Source organism: Streptomyces sp. NPDC048734 (assembly GCF_043198675.1).
Lineage (GTDB): Bacteria > Actinomycetota > Actinomycetes > Streptomycetales > Streptomycetaceae > Streptomyces.
Window position 1 is genome coordinate 154,695 of the sequence record NZ_JBICUZ010000002.1, and the last position, 18,014, is coordinate 172,708.

The 18,014-nt window shown below is 72.7% G+C and carries 17 protein-coding genes and 2 pseudogenes; 9 read left to right on the top strand and 10 right to left on the bottom strand.

All coding sequences use genetic code 11. The annotated features are described in order from the left end of the window. Positions 1-27: 27 nt before the first annotated feature. The 6 genes from ACGFQC_RS05915 to ACGFQC_RS05940 form a co-directional block, all read right to left on the bottom strand. Positions 28-1,284, bottom strand: coding sequence for an HD domain-containing protein (locus ACGFQC_RS05915; RefSeq protein ID WP_363091035.1), 1,257 nt, complete (start codon positions 1,282-1,284; stop codon positions 28-30). 151 nt (positions 1,285-1,435) lie between these two features. After that, positions 1,436-2,815: an HD-GYP domain-containing protein gene (locus tag ACGFQC_RS05920; RefSeq protein WP_363091036.1), complete on the bottom strand. Its 1,380-nt coding sequence runs from the start codon at positions 2,813-2,815 to the stop codon at positions 1,436-1,438. Between the two features lie 213 nt (positions 2,816-3,028). Further along, positions 3,029-3,331, bottom strand: a complete 303-nt coding sequence (gene rsrA, locus ACGFQC_RS05925) for a mycothiol system anti-sigma-R factor (RefSeq protein WP_363091037.1) — start codon at positions 3,329-3,331, stop codon at positions 3,029-3,031. After that, a complete protein-coding gene (sigR, locus tag ACGFQC_RS05930; RefSeq protein WP_363091038.1) occupies positions 3,328-4,023 on the bottom strand; it encodes an RNA polymerase sigma factor SigR in 696 nt (231 codons plus the stop codon). Before sigR ends, rsrA begins: the two co-directional genes overlap by 4 nt. Positions 4,024-4,271: 248 nt before the next feature. Beyond that, the gene (locus ACGFQC_RS05935; protein ID WP_363091039.1) at positions 4,272-4,946 is read right to left on the bottom strand and encodes an alpha/beta family hydrolase; all 675 of its coding nucleotides are present in this window, start codon (positions 4,944-4,946) and stop codon (positions 4,272-4,274) included. Positions 4,947-4,974: 28 nt separating this feature from the next. Further along, entirely contained in the window at positions 4,975-5,790 is an 816-nt protein-coding gene (locus ACGFQC_RS05940) for an SOS response-associated peptidase (protein WP_363091040.1), read from the bottom strand. Positions 5,791-5,840: 50 nt separating this feature from the next. Between ACGFQC_RS05940 and ACGFQC_RS05945 the strand changes: the two genes are divergently transcribed. The 4 genes from ACGFQC_RS05945 to ACGFQC_RS05960 all read left to right on the top strand — a co-directional run bounded on the left by ACGFQC_RS05945 (position 5,841) and on the right by ACGFQC_RS05960 (position 9,426). Further along, positions 5,841-6,563, top strand: a complete 723-nt coding sequence (locus ACGFQC_RS05945; RefSeq protein ID WP_363091041.1) for a M50 family metallopeptidase — start codon at positions 5,841-5,843, stop codon at positions 6,561-6,563. Positions 6,564-6,679: 116 nt separating this feature from the next. Further along, positions 6,680-8,005 carry a 3-phosphoshikimate 1-carboxyvinyltransferase gene (gene aroA / locus ACGFQC_RS05950; protein ID WP_363091042.1) on the top strand — a complete coding sequence of 442 codons (1,326 nt, stop codon included), beginning with the start codon at positions 6,680-6,682 and terminating at the stop codon, positions 8,003-8,005. 11 nt (positions 8,006-8,016) lie between these two features. Continuing rightward, positions 8,017-9,027, top strand: coding sequence for a ribosome small subunit-dependent GTPase A (rsgA, locus tag ACGFQC_RS05955; protein WP_363091043.1), 1,011 nt, complete (start codon positions 8,017-8,019; stop codon positions 9,025-9,027). A gap of 75 nt (positions 9,028-9,102) precedes the next feature. Beyond that, positions 9,103-9,426: a multidrug efflux SMR transporter gene (locus ACGFQC_RS05960; RefSeq protein ID WP_363091044.1), complete on the top strand. Its 324-nt coding sequence runs from the start codon at positions 9,103-9,105 to the stop codon at positions 9,424-9,426. A 161-nt stretch (positions 9,427-9,587) separates the two neighbouring features. Here ACGFQC_RS05960 and ACGFQC_RS05965 read toward each other — a convergent pair. Both ACGFQC_RS05965 and ACGFQC_RS05970 read right to left on the bottom strand, forming a co-directional pair. Continuing rightward, positions 9,588-10,121: pseudogene (locus tag ACGFQC_RS05965) on the bottom strand (IS701 family transposase); the annotation flags it as partial. A gap of 85 nt (positions 10,122-10,206) precedes the next feature. Continuing rightward, on the bottom strand, positions 10,207-10,812 hold the full coding sequence (locus tag ACGFQC_RS05970; RefSeq protein ID WP_056789649.1) for a hypothetical protein: 606 nt from the start codon (positions 10,810-10,812) through the stop codon (positions 10,207-10,209). A gap of 167 nt (positions 10,813-10,979) precedes the next feature. Between ACGFQC_RS05970 and ACGFQC_RS05975 the strand changes: the two genes are divergently transcribed. Continuing rightward, positions 10,980-12,194, top strand: a complete 1,215-nt coding sequence (locus ACGFQC_RS05975) for a helix-turn-helix transcriptional regulator (RefSeq protein WP_363093106.1) — start codon at positions 10,980-10,982, stop codon at positions 12,192-12,194. Between the two features lie 96 nt (positions 12,195-12,290). Then, a pseudogene (locus ACGFQC_RS05980) lies at positions 12,291-13,477 on the top strand (IS701 family transposase). Between the two features lie 161 nt (positions 13,478-13,638). Here the strand turns inward: ACGFQC_RS05980 and ACGFQC_RS05985 are convergent. Continuing rightward, positions 13,639-14,274, bottom strand: coding sequence for a TetR/AcrR family transcriptional regulator (locus tag ACGFQC_RS05985; protein WP_363092871.1), 636 nt, complete (start codon positions 14,272-14,274; stop codon positions 13,639-13,641). 259 nt (positions 14,275-14,533) lie between these two features. Between ACGFQC_RS05985 and hisN the strand changes: the two genes are divergently transcribed. Together hisN and ACGFQC_RS05995 are read left to right on the top strand one after the other, a co-directional pair. Continuing rightward, positions 14,534-15,334 carry a histidinol-phosphatase gene (gene hisN / locus ACGFQC_RS05990; protein WP_363092870.1) on the top strand — a complete coding sequence of 267 codons (801 nt, stop codon included), beginning with the start codon at positions 14,534-14,536 and terminating at the stop codon, positions 15,332-15,334. A 142-nt stretch (positions 15,335-15,476) separates the two neighbouring features. Continuing rightward, a complete protein-coding gene (locus ACGFQC_RS05995; protein WP_363092869.1) occupies positions 15,477-15,872 on the top strand; it encodes a CBS domain-containing protein in 396 nt (131 codons plus the stop codon). 72 nt (positions 15,873-15,944) lie between these two features. Here the strand turns inward: ACGFQC_RS05995 and ACGFQC_RS06000 are convergent, their stop codons facing one another. After that, positions 15,945-17,396, bottom strand: coding sequence for a catalase (locus ACGFQC_RS06000; RefSeq protein WP_363092868.1), 1,452 nt, complete (start codon positions 17,394-17,396; stop codon positions 15,945-15,947). Between the two features lie 144 nt (positions 17,397-17,540). On the opposite strand from ACGFQC_RS06000, the gene ACGFQC_RS06005 reads away from it, so the two are divergent. Beyond that, on the top strand, positions 17,541-17,969 hold the full coding sequence (locus tag ACGFQC_RS06005; RefSeq protein ID WP_363092867.1) for a Fur family transcriptional regulator: 429 nt from the start codon (positions 17,541-17,543) through the stop codon (positions 17,967-17,969). Positions 17,970-18,014 lie beyond the last annotated feature (45 nt).

Consider the following 18,014-nt stretch of genomic DNA (forward strand, 5'->3'; position numbering starts at 1 on the left):
GCTGGAGGGCCGCTCATTACCCATGGGTTACCCACCCGCGGGCAGGGTCAGACAGTCCCGCGACAGGACCCTGGCCAGGGCTTCCACCACGTCGGGGGCGTACTCCCCGCCGGCCCCCAGCCGCAGTTCCTCCAGCGCGGTGAGCGGCCCGCCGGGGCCGGCGTCGCGCACCTTCTCCTCGTAGGCGTTGACCACCCGCACGATCCGGGCGGCCGTCGGCTGCTCAGGGTAGGGGTCCGCCTGGCGTTCCACCACCGTCGCGACCCGGGCGCCCGCCCCGGTCCGGCGGACGACGGCCCCACCCAGCAGTGCGATGCGCCGCTGCTCGGCGGGCGGCAGACCGGCCGTGGCCCCGGCCGGAACCGGGTCGACGAGGCTGAGCTGACCGATGTCGTGCATCAGGGCCGCGTACTCCAGCACGGTCAGTTCCGGTTCCGTCAGCCCCAGGTCCCGGCCGACCGCCTGACTGAGCCGGGCGACCCGGCGGGCGTGCCCGGCCGGGGTGTACCCGGCGATCTCGGTGGCACGGGCCAGGGAGGCGATGGTCTGCCGGTAGGTGGCGCGGACGGCGGCGTACCGGCGCAGGGACAGCTGGGTGAGCAGCAGCGGCACCGAGAACACCGGCAGCGCCCACAGGCCGACGACGGCCACCGCCAGCGCCATCACCGCGCCGGTCGCACACACCGCCGACCCGATCCCCGGCACGGACCGCAACTCGTCACGGAGCAGCTGCGGGAACGGCCAGCCGGTGCGGGAGTGCGCGAGCGCGGCGGCGACGACGGCTTCGCACAGGGTGGTGAGGACGAGCAGGGCGAGCAGCAGCAGCGCGTAGGCGGGGCCGCTCCAGCGGTCGAACACCCCGTGGTTGTAGAGGGGCTGGAAGCAGACGGCGGCGAACCCGACGGCCAGCACCCGCCGGACGAGGTGGTCCAGGACGGGCCCCCGTCCCCGGGCGAGGTGCGGCACGCTGCCGAGCAGCGAGGCGACCGCCACGACGGAGACGACCTGGGCGGTACCGTGCCGCGTGGCATGCCCGGCATGCTCCCCGAGCAGCGCGTACGACAGGGCTGCGGCGGCGCCGAGCGGCGCGGCCCCGCGCGGCCCGGGCCCGCTCCACCGGGTCACCTCGCCGACGGCCACGAGCACCCCGAACGCGAGCGCGACCGACCGCTCCGCCAGGCCGGAACGGAGGACGGCCAGGAGGGAGACCCCGACGAGGAGCCCGGCGAAGGTGTGCAGCACGCGCAGGGGCCGGCGGGCGTGCGCCGCGCGGCGGCCGCTCACTCCCGGGCTCCGTACCGTGCCGGAGCGGCTTCGAGGAGGACCGCGAGGCCGCCCGTCACCGGAAGCGGGGGCGGTGCCGCTCCGGGCCCGGCCGGCGGGCGCCGGACCGCCCCCGGCGGTTCCCCGGCCGCCCATGGGCACCCCGCGCCCCTCACCGCCGGGCCTCCGGCCGCTCGGCGACCGTGCCCGTGCCCAGGGACGGAGACGGGGACGTGGACGGTGACGGGGATGTGGACGGGGACGGTGAAGGTAGAGAGGGCGGCGTCGGCGCCGGCAGGCGGGGTTCGTCGGCGGTGACGACCGGGTGCCAGCCGTCACGGGTGATCACACGGGTCAGCGCGGTGACCATGCGGGGGTCGAAGTGGGTCCCCGCGCACCGTTGGAGTTCCTCCAGCGCCACCCGCACGGGGCGGGCCCGGCTGTAGGAGCGGTTCGAGGTCATCGCGTCGAAGGCGTCGGCGACCGCCACCACCCGCGCCGGTTCAGGGATCTGGCCGCCCGCCAGCCCGTAGGGGTAGCCGCTGCCGTCCAGCCGCTCGTGGTGGTGGAGGATCGCCGAACGGGCCTCGCCGAGGAAGGAGATGCCCCGGGTGATCTCGTGCCCGTACTCGGGGTGCAGTTCGATCACGCGCCGTTCCTCCGGCGTCAGGGGTCCGTCCTTGCGGAGCAGGCGGGTGGGCACGCCCAGCTTGCCGACGTCGTGCAGGATGCCGGCGAAGCGGATGACCTCGACCCGGTCCTCGCTCATGCCCAGCTCACGGGCGATCATCGTCGAGGCCCGTCCGACGCGTTCGCTGTGCCCGCGCGTGTAGCCGTCCTTGATGTCCACGGCCTGCACCAGCGCGCGGATCGTCGCCTGATGGGCGGCGCGCTCCCGGTGGTACTGCGCGAACACCCACCAGGACACGCCCATCGGGAACAGCACGAGCAGCGCGGCGACCGGCCCGTAGGGGCTGCGCCACAGGACGGCCATCATCAGGCCGGCCAGTCCGTGCACCCCCAGGGGCGCCAGGGAGCGCGGGAACAGCCCGTGCCAGGCCCGCCGCGGCGGCAGCCCCTCGGCCAGGGCGAGCATCCCGCCGTCCAGGGCGGCGAGCACCAGGCACAGGACCAGGACGGCCGCCCCGGTCGGCAGGAGGAGGGCGGGGGTGCCGGACGCCTCGACGGCCTCCCGGCCGCCCAGCGCGTCATGGGTGCGGGCCGCGGCCCACACGCCGAGCGCCAGCCGGGCGGCCCGCCACACGCGCCGCAGCGTGCCGGGGCGCTGTTCCACCAGGGACAGCAGCGCACCCGGCAGCGGCACGAGCGCGGCGGCCGCGGCCGGCAGCAGAAAGGCCCCGGCCAGCAGGACGGGGTAGAGGGTGCCGGCGAACCGGCGGCGGGCGACGCGCTCACCGCCCGCGTACAGCGGGGCGAGCAGCAGGACCGGCCACCAGGGCGCGCGGTCCGTCGGCGACGGGATCAGGCAGCACACCGCGCCCAGGGCGGCGCAGACGACGTACACCCGCGCCCTTACCGGAATGCCGTCCATGTCGCCCTCCCCCGGCCACGGCTGGTCCAGGCTCCGGAGCCTAGGGTGGCGGGAGGTGGCGACGCGGGCGCATCACTCGCGGATTAGCACATTCGGGTGATGTCGGCCGATCCCGGGGAGACGTACGGACCGGGAGGCCTCGGGACTCAGGTCCCGGGAGGCCTCAGGACTTCAGGTTCCGGCAGGCCTCAGGACTCCAGGTCCCGGCAGGCCTCAGGACTCCTGACGGGTGACCGACACGTCGTGCTCGGGCACCGCCTGGCCGGAGCGGATCAGTTCGAGCCGGCCCATCACCTTCGAGCGCAGGTCACTCGGTACGTCGTCATGGCCGCAGCAGCGCTTGACCAGCTTCTTGACGGCCTCTTCCAGCCCGTACTTCTCCAGGCACGGCGAGCACTCGCTGAAGTGCTGCTTGAACTTGTCGCGGTCGACGTCCGGCATCTCACTGTCGAGAAACTCGTAGAGATGGTCGAGGACCTCACCGCAGTCCGTCTCGTGCGGCTCTCCGCAGCTCATGAGCCCGAGCCTTTCGCTTCGTTCGACTCTCCGGCGCCGGCCGGGACCAGCCCGCGCTCACGGGCGTAGTCCTCGAGCATGCCGCGCAGCTGACGGCGGCCCCGGTGCAGCCGGGACATCACCGTACCGATGGGTGTCCCCATGATGTCCGCGATCTCCTTGTACGCAAAGCCCTCGACGTCCGCGAGATAGACGGCGATGCGGAATTCCTCGGGGATCGCCTGGAGGGCCGCCTTCACGTCCGAGTCGGGCAGGTGGTCCAGCGCCTGCGACTCGGCGGAGCGCAGACCTGTGGACATGTGCGACTCGGCGCGTGCCAGCTGCCAGTCCTCGATCTCCTCGGCCGCGCTGCGCTGGGGTTCGCGCTGCTTCTTGCGGTACGAGTTGATGAAGGTGTTGGTCAGGATCCGGTACAGCCAGGCCTTGAGGTTGGTGCCCTCGCGGAACTGGTGGAAGGACGCGTACGCCTTGGCGTACGTCTCCTGCACCAGGTCCTCGGCGTCCGCCGGGTTGCGCGTCATGCGCAGGGCGGCCGAGTACATCTGGTCGAGGAACTCGAGCGCGTCCCGCTCGAAGCGCGCGCTGCGCTCCGCGGTGGACTCCGCGCCCGTCCCCACGTCCGTGCCCTGGCCCTCGGGCAGCTCCGCCTGGCCGTTGTCGGTCCCTGCGTCGGTACCGGTGACCGGACCCACCTCCTCAAGATCGCGGGCAGAACCGAAACCGGTCCCACTCGAATCGGAGGATAGACGACTACCCGTCCCACCCGCCGCTCGAATAGGAGCGGTCCTGGCCGCGTGCAGCACCGTCCAGTCCAGGTCGGTGCGGCTGGGGCAGATGGTCGAACCCATGCGCCGGACTTCCTCTCCTACGACATCGGTGCTGCGTGTTCAGCACTTCTGTCCGGCTCAACAGTCGTCCGCCCCTCGGCATTCCCCGCCGTTCACCCGAGTGACGCGGCCCACCCGGCGACCGCCGCGGTGATCGTCCCCAGGGCTTGTTCCTGGGTGACCGGGGCCCTTTTGGGCACGGCGAACCCGTGATCACCGCCGGGCACCTCGACGAGTCCGTACGTCCCTGCGGGGAACTCCCCGGGCCTGCCGAAGGGGTCGTTGCCCCCTTGGACGACGAGTGTGGGCACTCCGGCACCCAGCAGTTCGGCGGCCCGGGACCTCTCCGGCCTGCCGGGCGGGTGGAGCGGGAAGCTGAGCGCGAGCACGGCGTGGGCACCGAGTTCGGTCGCGGTACGGCAGGCCACGCGGGCGCCCGCACTGCGCCCGCCGGATATGACCGGCAGGCCGGGGTCCGCGACGGCCGCCCAGATCCCGCGCCAGCCGACGTCGAGCGTCTTCGGCGCGGGTGCCACCTTCTTCCCCGCGACCCGCCAGGGCTGCTCGACGAGGGCCACGCTGACACCGTGCCCGGGGAGGACTTCGGCGAGCGCGCGCAGGTCACGCGCCTCGATGCCGCCGCCGGCCCCGTGGCTCACGGCGAGGACCAGCCTCGGCCGCTCCGCCCGGTGCCAGGTGATGCGGGCGGGCCCGGCGTCGGTGTCGACGGCCTGGATCGTCCCGGTGGTCCCGGTGGTCCCGGGCGTCTTGTTCTTCTTGCTGGTCACGTCTGCCGCATCCGTCCCGTCGGTCACGTCAGAAGAGTGTGCCCTCCTCGGGGCCCTCCAGCTCTTCCAGCAGCTCCGGGCCGTTGTTGCGGACGTTGCTCACGGCGGTCGGCACCGGATAGGCGCGCATCAGGCCGGGCGGCGGCGGTTCGAGCAGGGGACGCACGTCCTCGACGTCCGTCCGGGACGGGTCCAGCCAGGCGTCCCAGCGGTCGGGGGTGAGCATCAGGGGCATCCGGGGGTGGATGTCGTACAGCGTGCGCGGCCCCTCGGCGGGGGGCACCGCGAGCGGGGTCGTCTCCGCCTCGGTGGTGACGATCGAGCAGGTCGCCCACCACGCCTGCGGATGGTCGTCCGGCAGCGTGCGGTCGCGCCAGAACTCGTACAGCCCGGCCATCGCGAAGACCGAGCCGTCGGCCGGGAGCACGAAGTAGGGCTGCTTGCGGGGCCGCTTCTTCCGGCCCTCGACCTCCAGGTCGCGCTCCTGCCGCCCGGTGACCCACTCGTAGTAGCCGTCGGCCGGAATCACGCAGCGACGGGTGGCGAAGGCGCGGCGGAACGACGGCTTCTCGTGGACGGTCTCCGCGCGCGCGTTGATCATCCGGGCGGCGCCCTCGGGCGTCTTCGACCAGGAGGGGACCAGGCCCCACCTGAGCTTGCGCAGCTGACGAACCGGGCGCGGGTCCGGCACGTCCTTCAGAGGACGGTCCAGGATCACGTGGACCTCCTTGGTGGGGGCCACGTTGTAGTCGGGTCCGAGGGCTTCCCCGGGCTCCCACTTGTCGACGTCAAAGACTTCTACGAGATCCTCGGGCCTGCGACCCGCCGCATAACGTCCGCACATACGTGCCACACTGCCAGATTCCGCAGGACGAGAGGGAGCCACCGGAAATCATGGACAGCATCGCCGCCACCGCGCTGCCCGACCTCTGGGACCGGCTCGTCGGCACCCAGTCCGACCCCGACCTGTGGGTGGTGATCGCCACCATGGCCGCCGCGCTCGCGGTGGTCGTGCCGCACACCCTCTGGCGCCTCTCCCGCAACGCCATCACCATCGCCCACGAGGGCGGCCACGGTCTGGTCGCGCTGCTCACCGGCCGCCAACTGACCGGCATACGGCTGCACTCCGACACCAGCGGCCTGACCCTCAGCCGGGGCAAGCCGCACGGCCTCGGCATGATCCTGACCGCGGCCGCCGGTTACACCGCTCCCCCGCTGCTGGGCCTGGGCGGCGCCGCGCTGCTCGGCGCCGGCCGCATCACGCTGCTGCTGTGGCTGGCGACGGCGCTGCTGGTGGTGATGCTGGTGATGATCCGCAACGCGTACGGGGTGCTGACGGTGTTCCTCACGGGCGGCACGTTCCTGCTGGTGTCCTGGCTGGCCGGTCCCCAGGTGCAGGCGGCGTTCGCGTACGCGGTGGTGTGGTTCCTGCTGCTGGGCGGCGTGCGCCCGGCCTTCGAACTCCAGGCGAAGCGGTCCCGCGGCGGCGCCGGGGACTCTGACGCGGACCAGCTGTCCCGCCTGACCCACGTGCCGGCGGGCCTGTGGCTGTTCCTCTTCCACGCGGTGAGCCTGTGCGCGCTGCTGGGCGGCGGGCGCTGGCTGCTGGGGGTGTGAGGGGCGCCTCAGCGGGCGCGCGAGGGGGCGCGGGCCGCCCGGACACGGGCACGCGCCTCCCCGGCCGGCCCCCATGCCGGACAGCCCGGGCCATGCCCTGCTTATACAGTGGGCCCATGGCCCCGAACCCCGCCCACACCGCCCTCTGGCCCGCCCCGCACGCGAGCGAGGCCGTCGACGCGACGGTCCACGTGCCGGGGTCCAAGTCGGTCACGAACCGCGCTCTCGTCCTGGCCGCCCTGGCCTCCGAGCCCGGCTGGCTGCGCCGTCCCCTGCGCTCCCGCGACACCCTGCTCATGGCGGCCGCCCTGCGCGCGATGGGGGTGGACATCGAGGAGGGCGTGGGGCCCGACGGAACCGGCGAGGCCTGGCGGGTGTTCCCCACGGGGCTCCGCGGCCCGGCCACCGTCGACGTCGGCAACGCGGGCACGGTGATGCGCTTCCTGCCGCCGGTCGCCACGCTGGCCGACGGCCCGGTCCGCTTCGACGGCGACCCGCGCTCGTACGAGCGTCCCCTGGCCAGCGTGATCGACGCCCTGCGCGCGCTCGGCGCCCGCATCGACGACGACGGCCGGGGCTCGCTGCCGCTCACCGTGCACGGCGGGGGTGCCCTGGACGGCGGCCCGGTCGAGGTCGACGCCTCCTCCTCGTCGCAGTTCGTGAGCGCCCTGCTGCTGTCGGGGCCGCGCTTCAACCAGGGCGTCGAGGTCCGGCACACCGGCGCCACGCTGCCCTCCCTGCCGCACATCCGGATGACGGTGGACATGCTGCGCGCGGTGGGCGCCCAGGTGGACACCCCGGAGTCGGGCGGCGAGCCGAACGTCTGGCGGGTCACGCCGGGCGCGCTGCTCGGCCGGGACCTGACCGTCGAGCCGGACCTGTCCAACGCGCAGCCGTTCCTCGCGGCGGCGCTGGTGACCGGCGGCCGGGTCGTCGTCCCGGACTGGCCGGCCCGGACCACCCAACCGGGGGACCGGCTGCGGGAGATCTTCACCGAGATGGGCGGTTCCTGCGAACTGACCGAGTACGGCCTGGCCTTCACCGGGTCGGGCGCGATCCACGGCATCGACGTCGACCTGAGCGACGTCGGCGAGCTGACCCCGGGCATCGCGGCGGTCGCCGCCCTCGCCGACTCCCCCTCCACCCTGCGGGGTGTGGCGCACCTGCGGCTGCACGAGACGGACCGCCTGGCCGCGCTCACCAAGGAGATCAACGAGCTGGGCGGCGACGTCACCGAGACCGCCGACGGCCTGCACATCCGCCCGCGCCGGCTCCACGGCGGGATCTTCCACACCTACGACGACCACCGCATGGCCACGGCCGGCGCGGTCATCGGCCTGGCCGTGGAGGGCGTACAGATCGAGAACGTGGCGACGACGGCGAAGACGCTGCCGGACTTTCCCGACCTGTGGACCGGGATGCTCGGGGCGTCCGGGGTATAGGGACTTTCGCCATGCGCCGCTACGGCAAGCACACCGACGAGGACGACATCCGCAGCCGCCCGAACCGCAAGGGCAACCGGCCGCGCACGCACATCCGCCCCAAGCACGAGGACGCGGCCGACGGCATGGTCCTCACCGTCGACCGGGGCCGGCTCACCTGCCTCGTCGAGGACCGCGTCGTGATGGCGATGAAGGCCCGCGAACTGGGCCGCAAGGCGGCGGTCGTCGGTGACCGGGTCGCCCTGGTCGGCGACCTGTCGGGGGCGAAGGACACCCTCGCGCGCATCGTCCGCATCGCGGAGCGCACCTCGGTGCTGCGCCGCACCGCGGACGACGACGACCCGTACGAGCGCGTGGTGGTCGCCAACGCCGACCAGCTCGCGATCGTCACCGCCCTGGCCGATCCCGAGCCGCGCCCGCGGCTGATCGACCGCTGCCTGGTCGCGGCGTTCGACGGCGGCCTGACCCCGCTGATCGTCATGACGAAGTCGGACCTGGCGTCCCCGGACAAACTGCTGGAGCTGTACGGCCACCTCGACATCCCCTACGTCGTCACCAACCGCGAGCAACTGGCGAGCGGCGCCGCGGCGGAGCTGGTGCGCGAGCAGCTGGCCGGGCGGGTCACGGCGTTCGTCGGCCACTCCGGCGTCGGCAAGACGACCCTGGTGAACGCGCTGGTCCCCGAGGAGCGGCGCCGGGTGACGGGCCATGTCAACGCGGTCACGGGCCGCGGCCGGCACACCACCACCTCGGCGCTCGCCCTGCCCCTGAACGGCACCGACGACTGGGTCATCGACACCCCCGGCATCCGTTCCTTCGGGCTGGCCCACATCGACCCGTCGCGCGTCATCCTCGCCTTCCCCGACCTGGTGCCGGGCACGGAGGGCTGCCCGCGCGCGTGCAGCCACGACGAGCCGGACTGCGCGCTGGACGCGTGGGTGGCCGAGGGGCACGCGGACCAGGCGCGGCTGTACTCGTTGCGGCGCCTGCTGTCGACGAGGGAGCGCACGGACGGCGACTGACCTCCGCGTGTTTGCGGGTGCCGGGGTTCGGTAAGTGCATAATCGCACCGAGCCGCTCACAGGGGAGGACAGCACATGGCGTGGCTGCTGGTCATCGTCGCGGGAATGCTCGAGACCGGCTTCGCCGTCTGCCTGAAGCTGTCGCACGGTTTCACCAGGCTGTGGCCGACGATCGCGTTCTGCGTGTTCGCCCTGGGCAGCTTCGGCCTGCTGACCCTCTCCCTCAAGAAACTCGACGTCGGTCCGGCCTACGCGGTCTGGACCGGCATCGGCGCGGCCGGCACCGCGATCTACGGAATGATCTTCCTGGGCGACCTGGTCTCCGTCCTGAAGATCGTCTCGATCAGCTTCGTGATCATCGGCGTGATCGGCCTCCAGCTGTCGGGCTCGGCCCACTAGTACTGCAACGGTGTTTGTTCTGAGTGTTGGGCAGTTGTCAGGGGCTGTGTCCGCGTCGTTTGTGGTGACTCGGCCGTGCCTGGTACTGCCGTCCGCGGTGCCATGTCGACCAGTGCGGGATGTGGCGGTCGGGGTGGGGCGGCGGTCGGTGAGGCGGGTGATCAGGCGCCGGATCTCGGCGAGGCTGTAGTGGATGAGCGGGGAGGATCCGTTTCTGCTCTTTCCTCGTCCAGCTGGTGGGCGCGCAGGAGGGTGAGGCAGGCGTGGGCGGCCATGGCCAGGGTCGTGTGGCGGTGCCAGCCGGGGTAGCGGCGGGCCTGGTAGTCGTCCAGGCCGCATTCCTACTTCGCGCTCTGGACGCATTCCTCGACGGCCCAGTGGCTGCCGGCGATGCGGATCAGCTCGTCCAGCGTGGTGTCGGCGGGGCAGTGGGCGGTGTAGTAGGAGATCTCCTCGGGCCGGCTGACGCTGCGGCGGGCGAGAACCCGGTGTCGGCGGTCGGGCCGGTGCCAGGTCCGCACCTCGACGCGGGCCCAGTCGTAGATCCGCCGGCCGTGGGCGCCCTCGCCGCAGGATCGGCGTTTCCACTTCTGCCGGGGCAGGCCGGGGAACAGGTCGTGGAGGGGGTGGTCGAGGGCGAGGCGGGTGACGACGGTGTCGTGCCGGGTGGTGGCCATGACGTGGAAGACGTCGGCGGAGCAGGTGGGCACGACAGCGGCGCGCCCGGGTTCCGGCCGCGCCGCTGTCGAGCTGTGGTCAGCCCTCGGGGGAGTCCCCGGGTCAGTGGAGCTTGTTGACGGCGGTCTTCGTCGTGGTGCGGAAGGCGGTCAGCGGGGCGTCCTCGAGGTCGCCCATCTGGCCCCAGCGGACGAGGGTGACGGTGCGGCCGTCGCGGCCGACGGAGAACAGGTGGATGTCGGAGATGCCGATCTGCGGGTCGGCGGTGTCCAGGCTGTAGACCCAGGCGCCCTCCTCGACGGCGAGCTTGCCGTGGGAGGCGCTGACGGCCTGCAGGCCCGGGTTCTGCTGCTCCAGCAGGGGGCCGCAGCCGGCGAGGGCCCCGCGGAGGGTGTCGACCAGCTTCACGGCGTCGGCCTCGGTACGGGCGACGGTGGTGACCTGGACGCCGTTGGTGTCGAGCTCGGTGCTGAACTCGCGGTAGCGGGTGTTCTGCGCCGGGATCTTGTACGGGGCGCAGAGGACGCCGCCGTTCTCCGGGACGCCGGTGAAGACCTGGGTGGCGGTCCACGGCGTCGACGACGGCGGCATCTGGGAGGCGGCGAGGAAGGCGGGCTGGGCAGCGGCCTGCGCCGGGGCTGTGGCGAGGGCCGCGAGGCCCAGTGCGGCAGCGGCTGCGGTGGCGAGTGCGGTGCGGAGCTTGTTCATGGTGGTGGATCCCCCGTCGGGTCGTTCGTTCGGTCAGTGCTCAACCAGCGTGGGGCCGGTGCCCGCCGGCTGCAACGATCACGCGCCCACCAGCCGTCCCGGAACCATTCCACCCCCGCTGACGTGCAAGGACGTGAAGGATGGGACGCAGGGTCGAGGGGGATGGAATGCCGAAGGACGCCGCCGTCGAGGAGTTCGCGGGGCTCGTGCGCGCGCTGAAGGCGCGGGACGGGAGGAGTTACGAGGCGCTGGGTCGGCGGCTGAGCGTCAGCGCGTCCACCCTCCACCGCTACTGCTCGGGCGCGACCGTCCCGGAGGAGTTCGCCGTGGTCGACCGCCTCGCCCTGCTGTGCGGGGCGGACGAGGAGGAACGGCGGGCCCTGGAGGCGGCCTGGACGGAGGCGGACCGCGCCCGCCGCCGAGCGGCCTCGCCCGCGCCCACGCCTGTGCCGGCCGTGTCGGCCGCGCCGGAATCGAACCCGGAACCGTCCGCGCCGGAACCGGGCCCCGGCCCCGCCCCGGACCCGACCGCGCCGGACCCGTCCGCCGCGGATCCGTCCGCGCCGGAGGCGCCCCGCGCCCGCCCTCGTCGTGGCGCCCCCGCTCCCCTCCTCGTCGTCGCCGCCGTCGCCCTCGTCGTGCTCGCCCTCGCCGCCGCCCTGCTCGGCCACCCCACCCGTACGGCTTCTGCCCCCGCTCCCGCTTCCACCGCTCCGGGGCGGACCGCGGCCCCCCTCCCCTTCACCTGGAGCATCGGTTCCCAGCTCTGGGAGGGCGGCTGCGGGCACACCTACCTCGTGGACCGGGCCCCCCGCGCGGTCGCCCCGCCGCCGGTCGCGGCCGACTCCGAGGCGTGGGCCGGGACGCACGGTGCCGTGCACGGCGGGGAGGCGCTGGTGCGGATCACGGTCCAGGGCCGGTCGCCGTCCGACGCCGTCGTCCTCCATGCCCTGCACGTGCGCGTGGTCGACCGCGCCGCGCCGCTGCCGTGGAACGCGTACCGGATGGACAACGGCTGTGGCGGCGCCGTCACCCCGCGCCACTTCGCCGTGGACCTCGACCGGCCGCGCCCGCTCGCGAGGCCCGTCGACGGCCTTGACGCCTCCGGCGCCGAGGTCCGGAAGATCCCGGCCGTCTCCTTCCCGTACAAGGTCACCTCCTCCGACCCCGAGGAGCTGCTGGTCTCCGCGCGGACGGCGGGCTGCGACTGCCGCTGGTACCTGGAGCTGGAGTGGAGCGCCGGGGGCCGTACGGGGACGGTGCGGATCACGGACGGCGGGAAGCCGTTCCGCACGAGCGGGACCAGGGGGAGGCCGGCGTACGTGCACGACTCCGCCGAAGGGCGCTGGATCACAGACTCGGACTCTGGACAGACCGGGTGACCGATGAGTAACTTCGACTGACATGGACTGAGCAAGCGCTTAGTACTGCAACGGTCTATGCCGTGGCTGTTGGCCAGGTCGTTCGTTGGTGTGGTCATGGGTGGGGGCCTTGCTGATGTCAGGTTGTGGGCGGGTGAGGTGGACCGGTTGCACGAGCGGTTCGTGCATCGGTTGAGCAGGACTGAGCCGCGGGAGTCGGCGCTTGCCCATATGCGGGGGCTGATCGCTCCGCTGGAGCGGAAGAACGGCTGGACACTGGCCGAACAGGCAGGTCACACGGCTTTGGACCGTATCCACCGGCTGCTGAACAGGATCGAGTGGGACGCCGACGAGGTCCTCGGCGATGTGCGGGACTACGTCGTCGAGCACCTCGGCGAGACCCGGGCGCCGTCCTGGTCGTCGACGACACCGGGTTCCTGAAGAAGGGGGTGCGTTCGGCCGGTGTGCAGCGGCAGTACTCCGGGACCGCCGGACGCACCGAGAACAGCCAGATCGGCGTGTTCCTCGCCTACGCCACCGGCCGCGGACGCACACTGATCGACCGCCGCCTGTATCTGCCCACCTCCTGGACGGACGACCGGGAACGCTGCCGCCGGGCCGGCGTCGACGACAGCATCGGCTTCGCCACGAAAGTGGTCATGGCCAGGGCGATGGTCCGCAAAGCGATCGCGGACAAGATCCCGTTCCGGTGGGTGACCGCGGATGCCGCCTACGGCTACAGCAAGGGCTGGCGGTCCGAGCTCGAGCAGGCCGACGTCTTCCACGTCATGGCCACCACCCGGCACGACACCGTCGTCACCCGCCTCGCCCTCGACCACCCCCTCCACGACCTGTTCCCCGGCCTGCCCCGGCAGAAATGGAAACGCCGATCCTGCGGCGAGGGCGCCCACGGCCGGCGGATCTACGACTGGGCCCGCGTCGAGGTGCGGCCCTGGCACCGGCCCGACCGCCGACACCGGGTTCTCGCCCGCCGCAGCGTCAGCCGGCCCGAGGAGATCTCCTACTACACCGCCCACTGCCCCGCCGACACCACGCTGGACGAGCTGATCCGCATCGCCGGCAGCCACTGGGCCGTCGAGGAATGCGTCCAGAGCGCGAAGCAGGAATGCGGCCTGGACGACTACCAGGCCCGCCGCTACCCCGGCTGGCACCGCCACACGACCCTGGCCATGGCCGCCCACGCCTGCCTCACCCTCCTGCGCGCCCACCAGCTGGACGAGGAAAGAGCAGAAACGGATCCTCCCCGCTCATCCACTACAGCCTCGCCGAGATCCGGCGCCTGATCACCCGCCTCACCGACCGCCGCCCCACCCCGACCGCCACATCCCGCACTGGTCGACATGGCACCGCGGACGGCAGCACCAGGCACGGCCGAGTCACCACAAACGACGCGGACACAGCCCCTGACAACTGCCCAACACTCAGAACAAACACCGTTGCAGTACTAGGGCCTGCCCGGCGGGGGCGACCGCACCTCCCGGTCCGTCCCCTGCCGGTGCAGAGCCGCCCGCACCACATCCCCCACCCCGCCCCCGGCCCCCTCCCCCGGCGGGGCCACCACGCAGGACAACGCGAGCCGCACCGCCAACTCGCAGACCGGCGCCGCCTCACCACCGCTCCCCCCGTCCAGCGCAACCGCGGCCCGATCCCGTACGGCCGCCACCAGATCTCCCGGCGAGGGCAGTGCCGCGTCCGCCCGGCGTTGCGCGGGCACGGCGCAGGACGACGACGCCGCGGCCAGGTCCAACGAGGGCAGGCGCGCGCTCCAGCACCCGGTGAGCAGGGCCCGCACCACCGCGTTCCCCCGGGCCGCGGAGACCGTCCACTCCGCGACCGCGACCAGCCGCTCCCGCCCGTCCACCGGTGCCCTCAACGCCCGCTCGACGCCGGCGAGATATCCGTCGGCCTCCCGTCTGACGAGCGCCCGGGCCAGCCCTTCCTTGCTCCCGAACTCGTTGTAGAGGGTCTGCCGGGACACCCCGGCCGCCGAGGCGACGTCCACCATCCGCACGGCGGCCCACGGCCGGCGTGCGAGTGCCGCGAAAGCGGCGTCCAGTAGGGATTCCCGCGCAGGCATCATCGCCTCCCTGGGACGAGCGGCTCTGCGCCCAGGTTTGACGCGCCGGTAGGCACTGTCAAGGGTCCGCGGGACGCGGCCCGCACCAGCACACGGTCCCCGCGCACCGCCGCCACCGCCGCACGCCGCCCCCACCGTGAGCCGCGCGCGGCTCCGCGCCCCGCCCGGTCGGGCTCTCGTCAGGCCCTCGGCAGGATCCTCGCCAGGTCCCCGCCGGGCCCGGTGTGGCCCCACCCCCGCCACGGCGGATACCGTTCGTCCCATGCCGGACTACCACGACGACCTCCGCCTCGCGCACGTCCTCGCGGACGCCGCCGACGCCGCGACCATGGCCCGCTTCAAGGCCCTCGACCTCAAGGTCGAGACCAAACCGGACATGACCCCGGTGAGCGAGGCGGACAAGGCCGCCGAGGAGCTGATCCGCGGCCAGCTCCAGCGAGCCCGCCCGCGCGACGCGATCCTGGGCGAGGAGTACGGCGTCGAGGGGACCGGTCCCCGCCGCTGGGTGATCGACCCGATCGACGGCACGAAGAACTACGTGCGCGGCGTCCCCGTCTGGGCCACCCTCATCTCGCTGATGGAGGCCGCCGAGGGCGGCTACCGGCCCGTCGTCGGTGTCGTGTCCGCCCCGGCCCTGGGCCGCCGCTGGTGGGCCGCCAAGGGCCACGGCGCCTACACCGGCCGCAGCCTGACCTCCGCGAGCCGCCTGCGCGTCTCCCGCGTCTCGCGGCTGTCGGACGCCTCCTTCGCGTACTCCTCGCTCGGCGGCTGGGAGGAGCAGGGGCGGCTGAACGGCTTCCTGGACCTCACCCGAGCGGTCTGGCGCACGCGCGCGTACGGCGATTTCTGGCCGTACATGATGGTCGCCGAGGGCTCGGTGGACCTCTGCGCGGAACCCGAGCTGTCCCTCTGGGACATGGCTGCCACGGCGATCGTCGTGACGGAGGCCGGCGGCACGTTCACCGGCCTGGACGGCCGTCCGGGCCCGCACAGCGGCAACGCCGCCGCGTCGAACGGGCTGCTCCACGACGAGCTGCTGGGCTACCTCAACGAGCGCAGCTGACCGACACATATGAGCGCGTGCGCCCTCAGCTGGACGCGCGCGCCCTCTTGTTGGCCCCTGCCTTACCTGCCACCCTGGCGACACCCCCACTTGTGAATTTGTGAATCCGCGCACCAGCGGATTCGTAGGAGGTGTTCAGCCCATGCTCGTCCGCGACGCCATGAGCACGGTGGTGCTCACCATCGGCCCCGCACACACCCTCCGGCAGGCCGCCGCCCTGATGTCCGCACGCCGCGTCGGCGCGGCCCTGGTGCTCGACCCGGACGCCGGTGGCATCGGCATCCTCACCGAGCGGGACATCCTCAACTCCGTGGCCCGGGGCGAGGACCCGGAGACGGAACGCACCCACGCCCACACCACCAACGACGTCGTCTTCGCCGCCCCCACCTGGACCCTGGAGGAGGCGGCCGCGGCCATGGCGCACGGCGGCTTCCGGCACCTCGTCGTCCTGGACCGCGAGGAGGCCGTCGGCGTCGTCTCCGTCCGCGACCTCATCCGCTGCTGGGCCCCCGCACGGCAGCCCGCACCGGCCCTGTGAGCACGGACGGGCCGGACTCCCCGAGGGGAGTCCGGCCCGTCCGGTCACGACAAGCGGTCCAGTGCTGGAGTATCAGCCGCGCAGGGCCTGGACCGCGGCCTCCAGCCGCTTGCCGTAGTCTCCGTCGGCCCGACGGAAGTTGTCGATCGCCCGCTCCACGACGTCGTCGCGGGAGACCTTGGCGATGAAGCCCGCCAGGTTGCCGATCAGGCGCTCCTTCTCGTCCTGAGACATCAGCCGGTAGAGGTTGCCCGCCTGCACGAAGTCGTCGTCCTCGGCGTGGACGGGCGCCGGGTGGTTGCCCGTGCCGCCGGTCACGGCGGTCGCGGACCACAGCGGACGGTCGGTCTGCGACGGTCCGCCGAAGCTGTTCGGCTCGTAGTTCTTCGCCCCGCCGTGGCGGCCGTCGTACAGAAGGCCGTCCCGCGCGTGGGTGCGCGCCACGGTGGCGTGCGGGCGGTTCACCGGCAGGTGGTCGGCGTTGATGCCGACGCGGTAGCGGTGGGCGTCGCCGTAGGCGAAGAGGCGGCCCTGGAGCATCTTGTCCGGCGAGGGGCCGATGCCGGGCACGAAGTGCGCCGGCGAGAAGACCGACTGCTCGACCTCGGCGAAGACGTTCTCCGGGTTGCGGTTGAGCTCCAGCTTGCCGAACTCGATCACCGGGTAGTCCGCGTGCGGCCACACCTTGGTGAGGTCGAACGGGTTGAACCGGTACGTCGCCGCGTCGGCCACCGGCATGATCTGCACGCCCACGGTCCAGGTCGGGTACTCGCCGCGCTCGATGGCCTCGCGCAGGTCCCGCTGGTGGGAGTCGGGGTCCTCACCGGCGAGCCGGCCCGCCTCGGCCTGGGTGAGGTTCTTGATGCCCTGGTCGGTCTTGAAGTGGTACTTGACCCAGAAGGCCTCGCCGGCGGCGTTGTTCCACTGGTAGGTGTGCGAGCCGAAACCGTCCATGTGGCGGTAGCTCGCCGGGATGCCGCGGTCACCGAACAGCCAGGTCACCTGGTGGGTGCTCTCGGGGCTGAGGCCCCAGAAGTCCCAGACGTTGTCCGCCTCCTGCGAGCCCGTGTACGGGTCGCGCTTCTGGGTGTGGATGAAGTCGGGGAACTTGATGGCGTCCTTGATGAAGAACACCGGGGTGTTGTTGCCGACGAGGTCGTAGTTGCCCTCCTCGGTGTAGAACTTCAGCGCGAACCCGCGCGGGTCGCGCACGGCGTCCGCGGACCCGAGGTTGCCCGCCACGGTCGAGAACCGCAGGAACGTCTCCGTCCGCTTGCCGACCTCGGAGAGGAACGCCGCCCTGGTGTACGGCGTGACATCGGCGGTCACCGTGAAGGTGCCGTAGGCGCCGGCACCGCGGGCGTGCACCACGCGCTCCGGGATGCGCTCACGGTTGAAGTGCGCCAGCTTCTCCAGAAGCAGCTGGTCCTGGACGAGGACGGGGCCGCCGACGCCCGCGGTCTCGCTGTTCTGGTTGTCGGCGACCGGCGCGCCGGCCTCCGTCGTGAGCGGTCCCTGCGTCACGTGCGTCTCCTGCGTCATTCCCGACCGTTCCCGTCGCTTGGCCAAAGTCAGGATTGATCCTACAATGGACATTGTCTAAGTCAAGTGAGCATCCAAAGTCACACCTGTTCGGAACTCGTCTCCCCCTCCTGTTAGGCTGGTGCCATGAGCGACCTTCTGGAACGGCTGCGCGGACGCGGATGGCGAATGACCGCGCAGCGGCGCGTCGTGGCCGAGGTCCTCGACGGCGAACACGTCCACCTGACGGCCGACGAGGTCCACGCGCGGGCTGTCGCCAAGCTGCCCGAGATCTCCCGGGCGACCGTGTACAACACGCTCGGCGAGCTGGTCTCCCTCGGCGAGGTGCTCGAGGTCGCCACCGACAAGCGCGCCAAGCGGTACGACCCGAACGCGCACCGGCCGCACCACCACCTGGTCTGCGCCCAGTGCGGCGCGATCCGCGACGTCCACCCGAGCGGCAATCCGCTGGCGGACCTCCCCGACACCGAGCGCTTCGGCTTCACCGTCTCGGGCGTCGAGGTGACGTACCGGGGCGTCTGCCCGAACTGCGCGGCGGCGTCGGTGTCGGCCTGACCCACGCGACACACAAGCCCCGGCGTCCGTCCTGGACGCCGGGGC

Coding starts and splice junctions, on each gene's coding strand:
- ACGFQC_RS05960 (WP_363091044.1), top strand. CDS start 9,103: ATGGCGTGGCTGCTGGTCATCGTCGCGGGAATGCTCGAGACCGGCTTC.
- ACGFQC_RS05975 (WP_363093106.1), top strand. CDS start 10,980: ATGCCGAAGGACGCCGCCGTCGAGGAGTTCGCGGGGCTCGTGCGCGCG.
- ACGFQC_RS05940 (WP_363091040.1), bottom strand. CDS start 5,790: ATGTGCGGACGTTATGCGGCGGGTCGCAGGCCCGAGGATCTCGTAGAA.
- ACGFQC_RS05920 (WP_363091036.1), bottom strand. CDS start 2,815: ATGGACGGCATTCCGGTAAGGGCGCGGGTGTACGTCGTCTGCGCCGCC.
- ACGFQC_RS05945 (WP_363091041.1), top strand. CDS start 5,841: ATGGACAGCATCGCCGCCACCGCGCTGCCCGACCTCTGGGACCGGCTC.
- ACGFQC_RS05985 (WP_363092871.1), bottom strand. CDS start 14,274: ATGATGCCTGCGCGGGAATCCCTACTGGACGCCGCTTTCGCGGCACTC.
- ACGFQC_RS05995 (WP_363092869.1), top strand. CDS start 15,477: ATGCTCGTCCGCGACGCCATGAGCACGGTGGTGCTCACCATCGGCCCC.
- rsgA (WP_363091043.1), top strand. CDS start 8,017: ATGCGCCGCTACGGCAAGCACACCGACGAGGACGACATCCGCAGCCGC.
- rsrA (WP_363091037.1), bottom strand. CDS start 3,331: ATGAGCTGCGGAGAGCCGCACGAGACGGACTGCGGTGAGGTCCTCGAC.
- aroA (WP_363091042.1), top strand. CDS start 6,680: ATGGCCCCGAACCCCGCCCACACCGCCCTCTGGCCCGCCCCGCACGCG.
- ACGFQC_RS06005 (WP_363092867.1), top strand. CDS start 17,541: ATGAGCGACCTTCTGGAACGGCTGCGCGGACGCGGATGGCGAATGACC.
- hisN (WP_363092870.1), top strand. CDS start 14,534: ATGCCGGACTACCACGACGACCTCCGCCTCGCGCACGTCCTCGCGGAC.
- ACGFQC_RS05970 (WP_056789649.1), bottom strand. CDS start 10,812: ATGAACAAGCTCCGCACCGCACTCGCCACCGCAGCCGCTGCCGCACTG.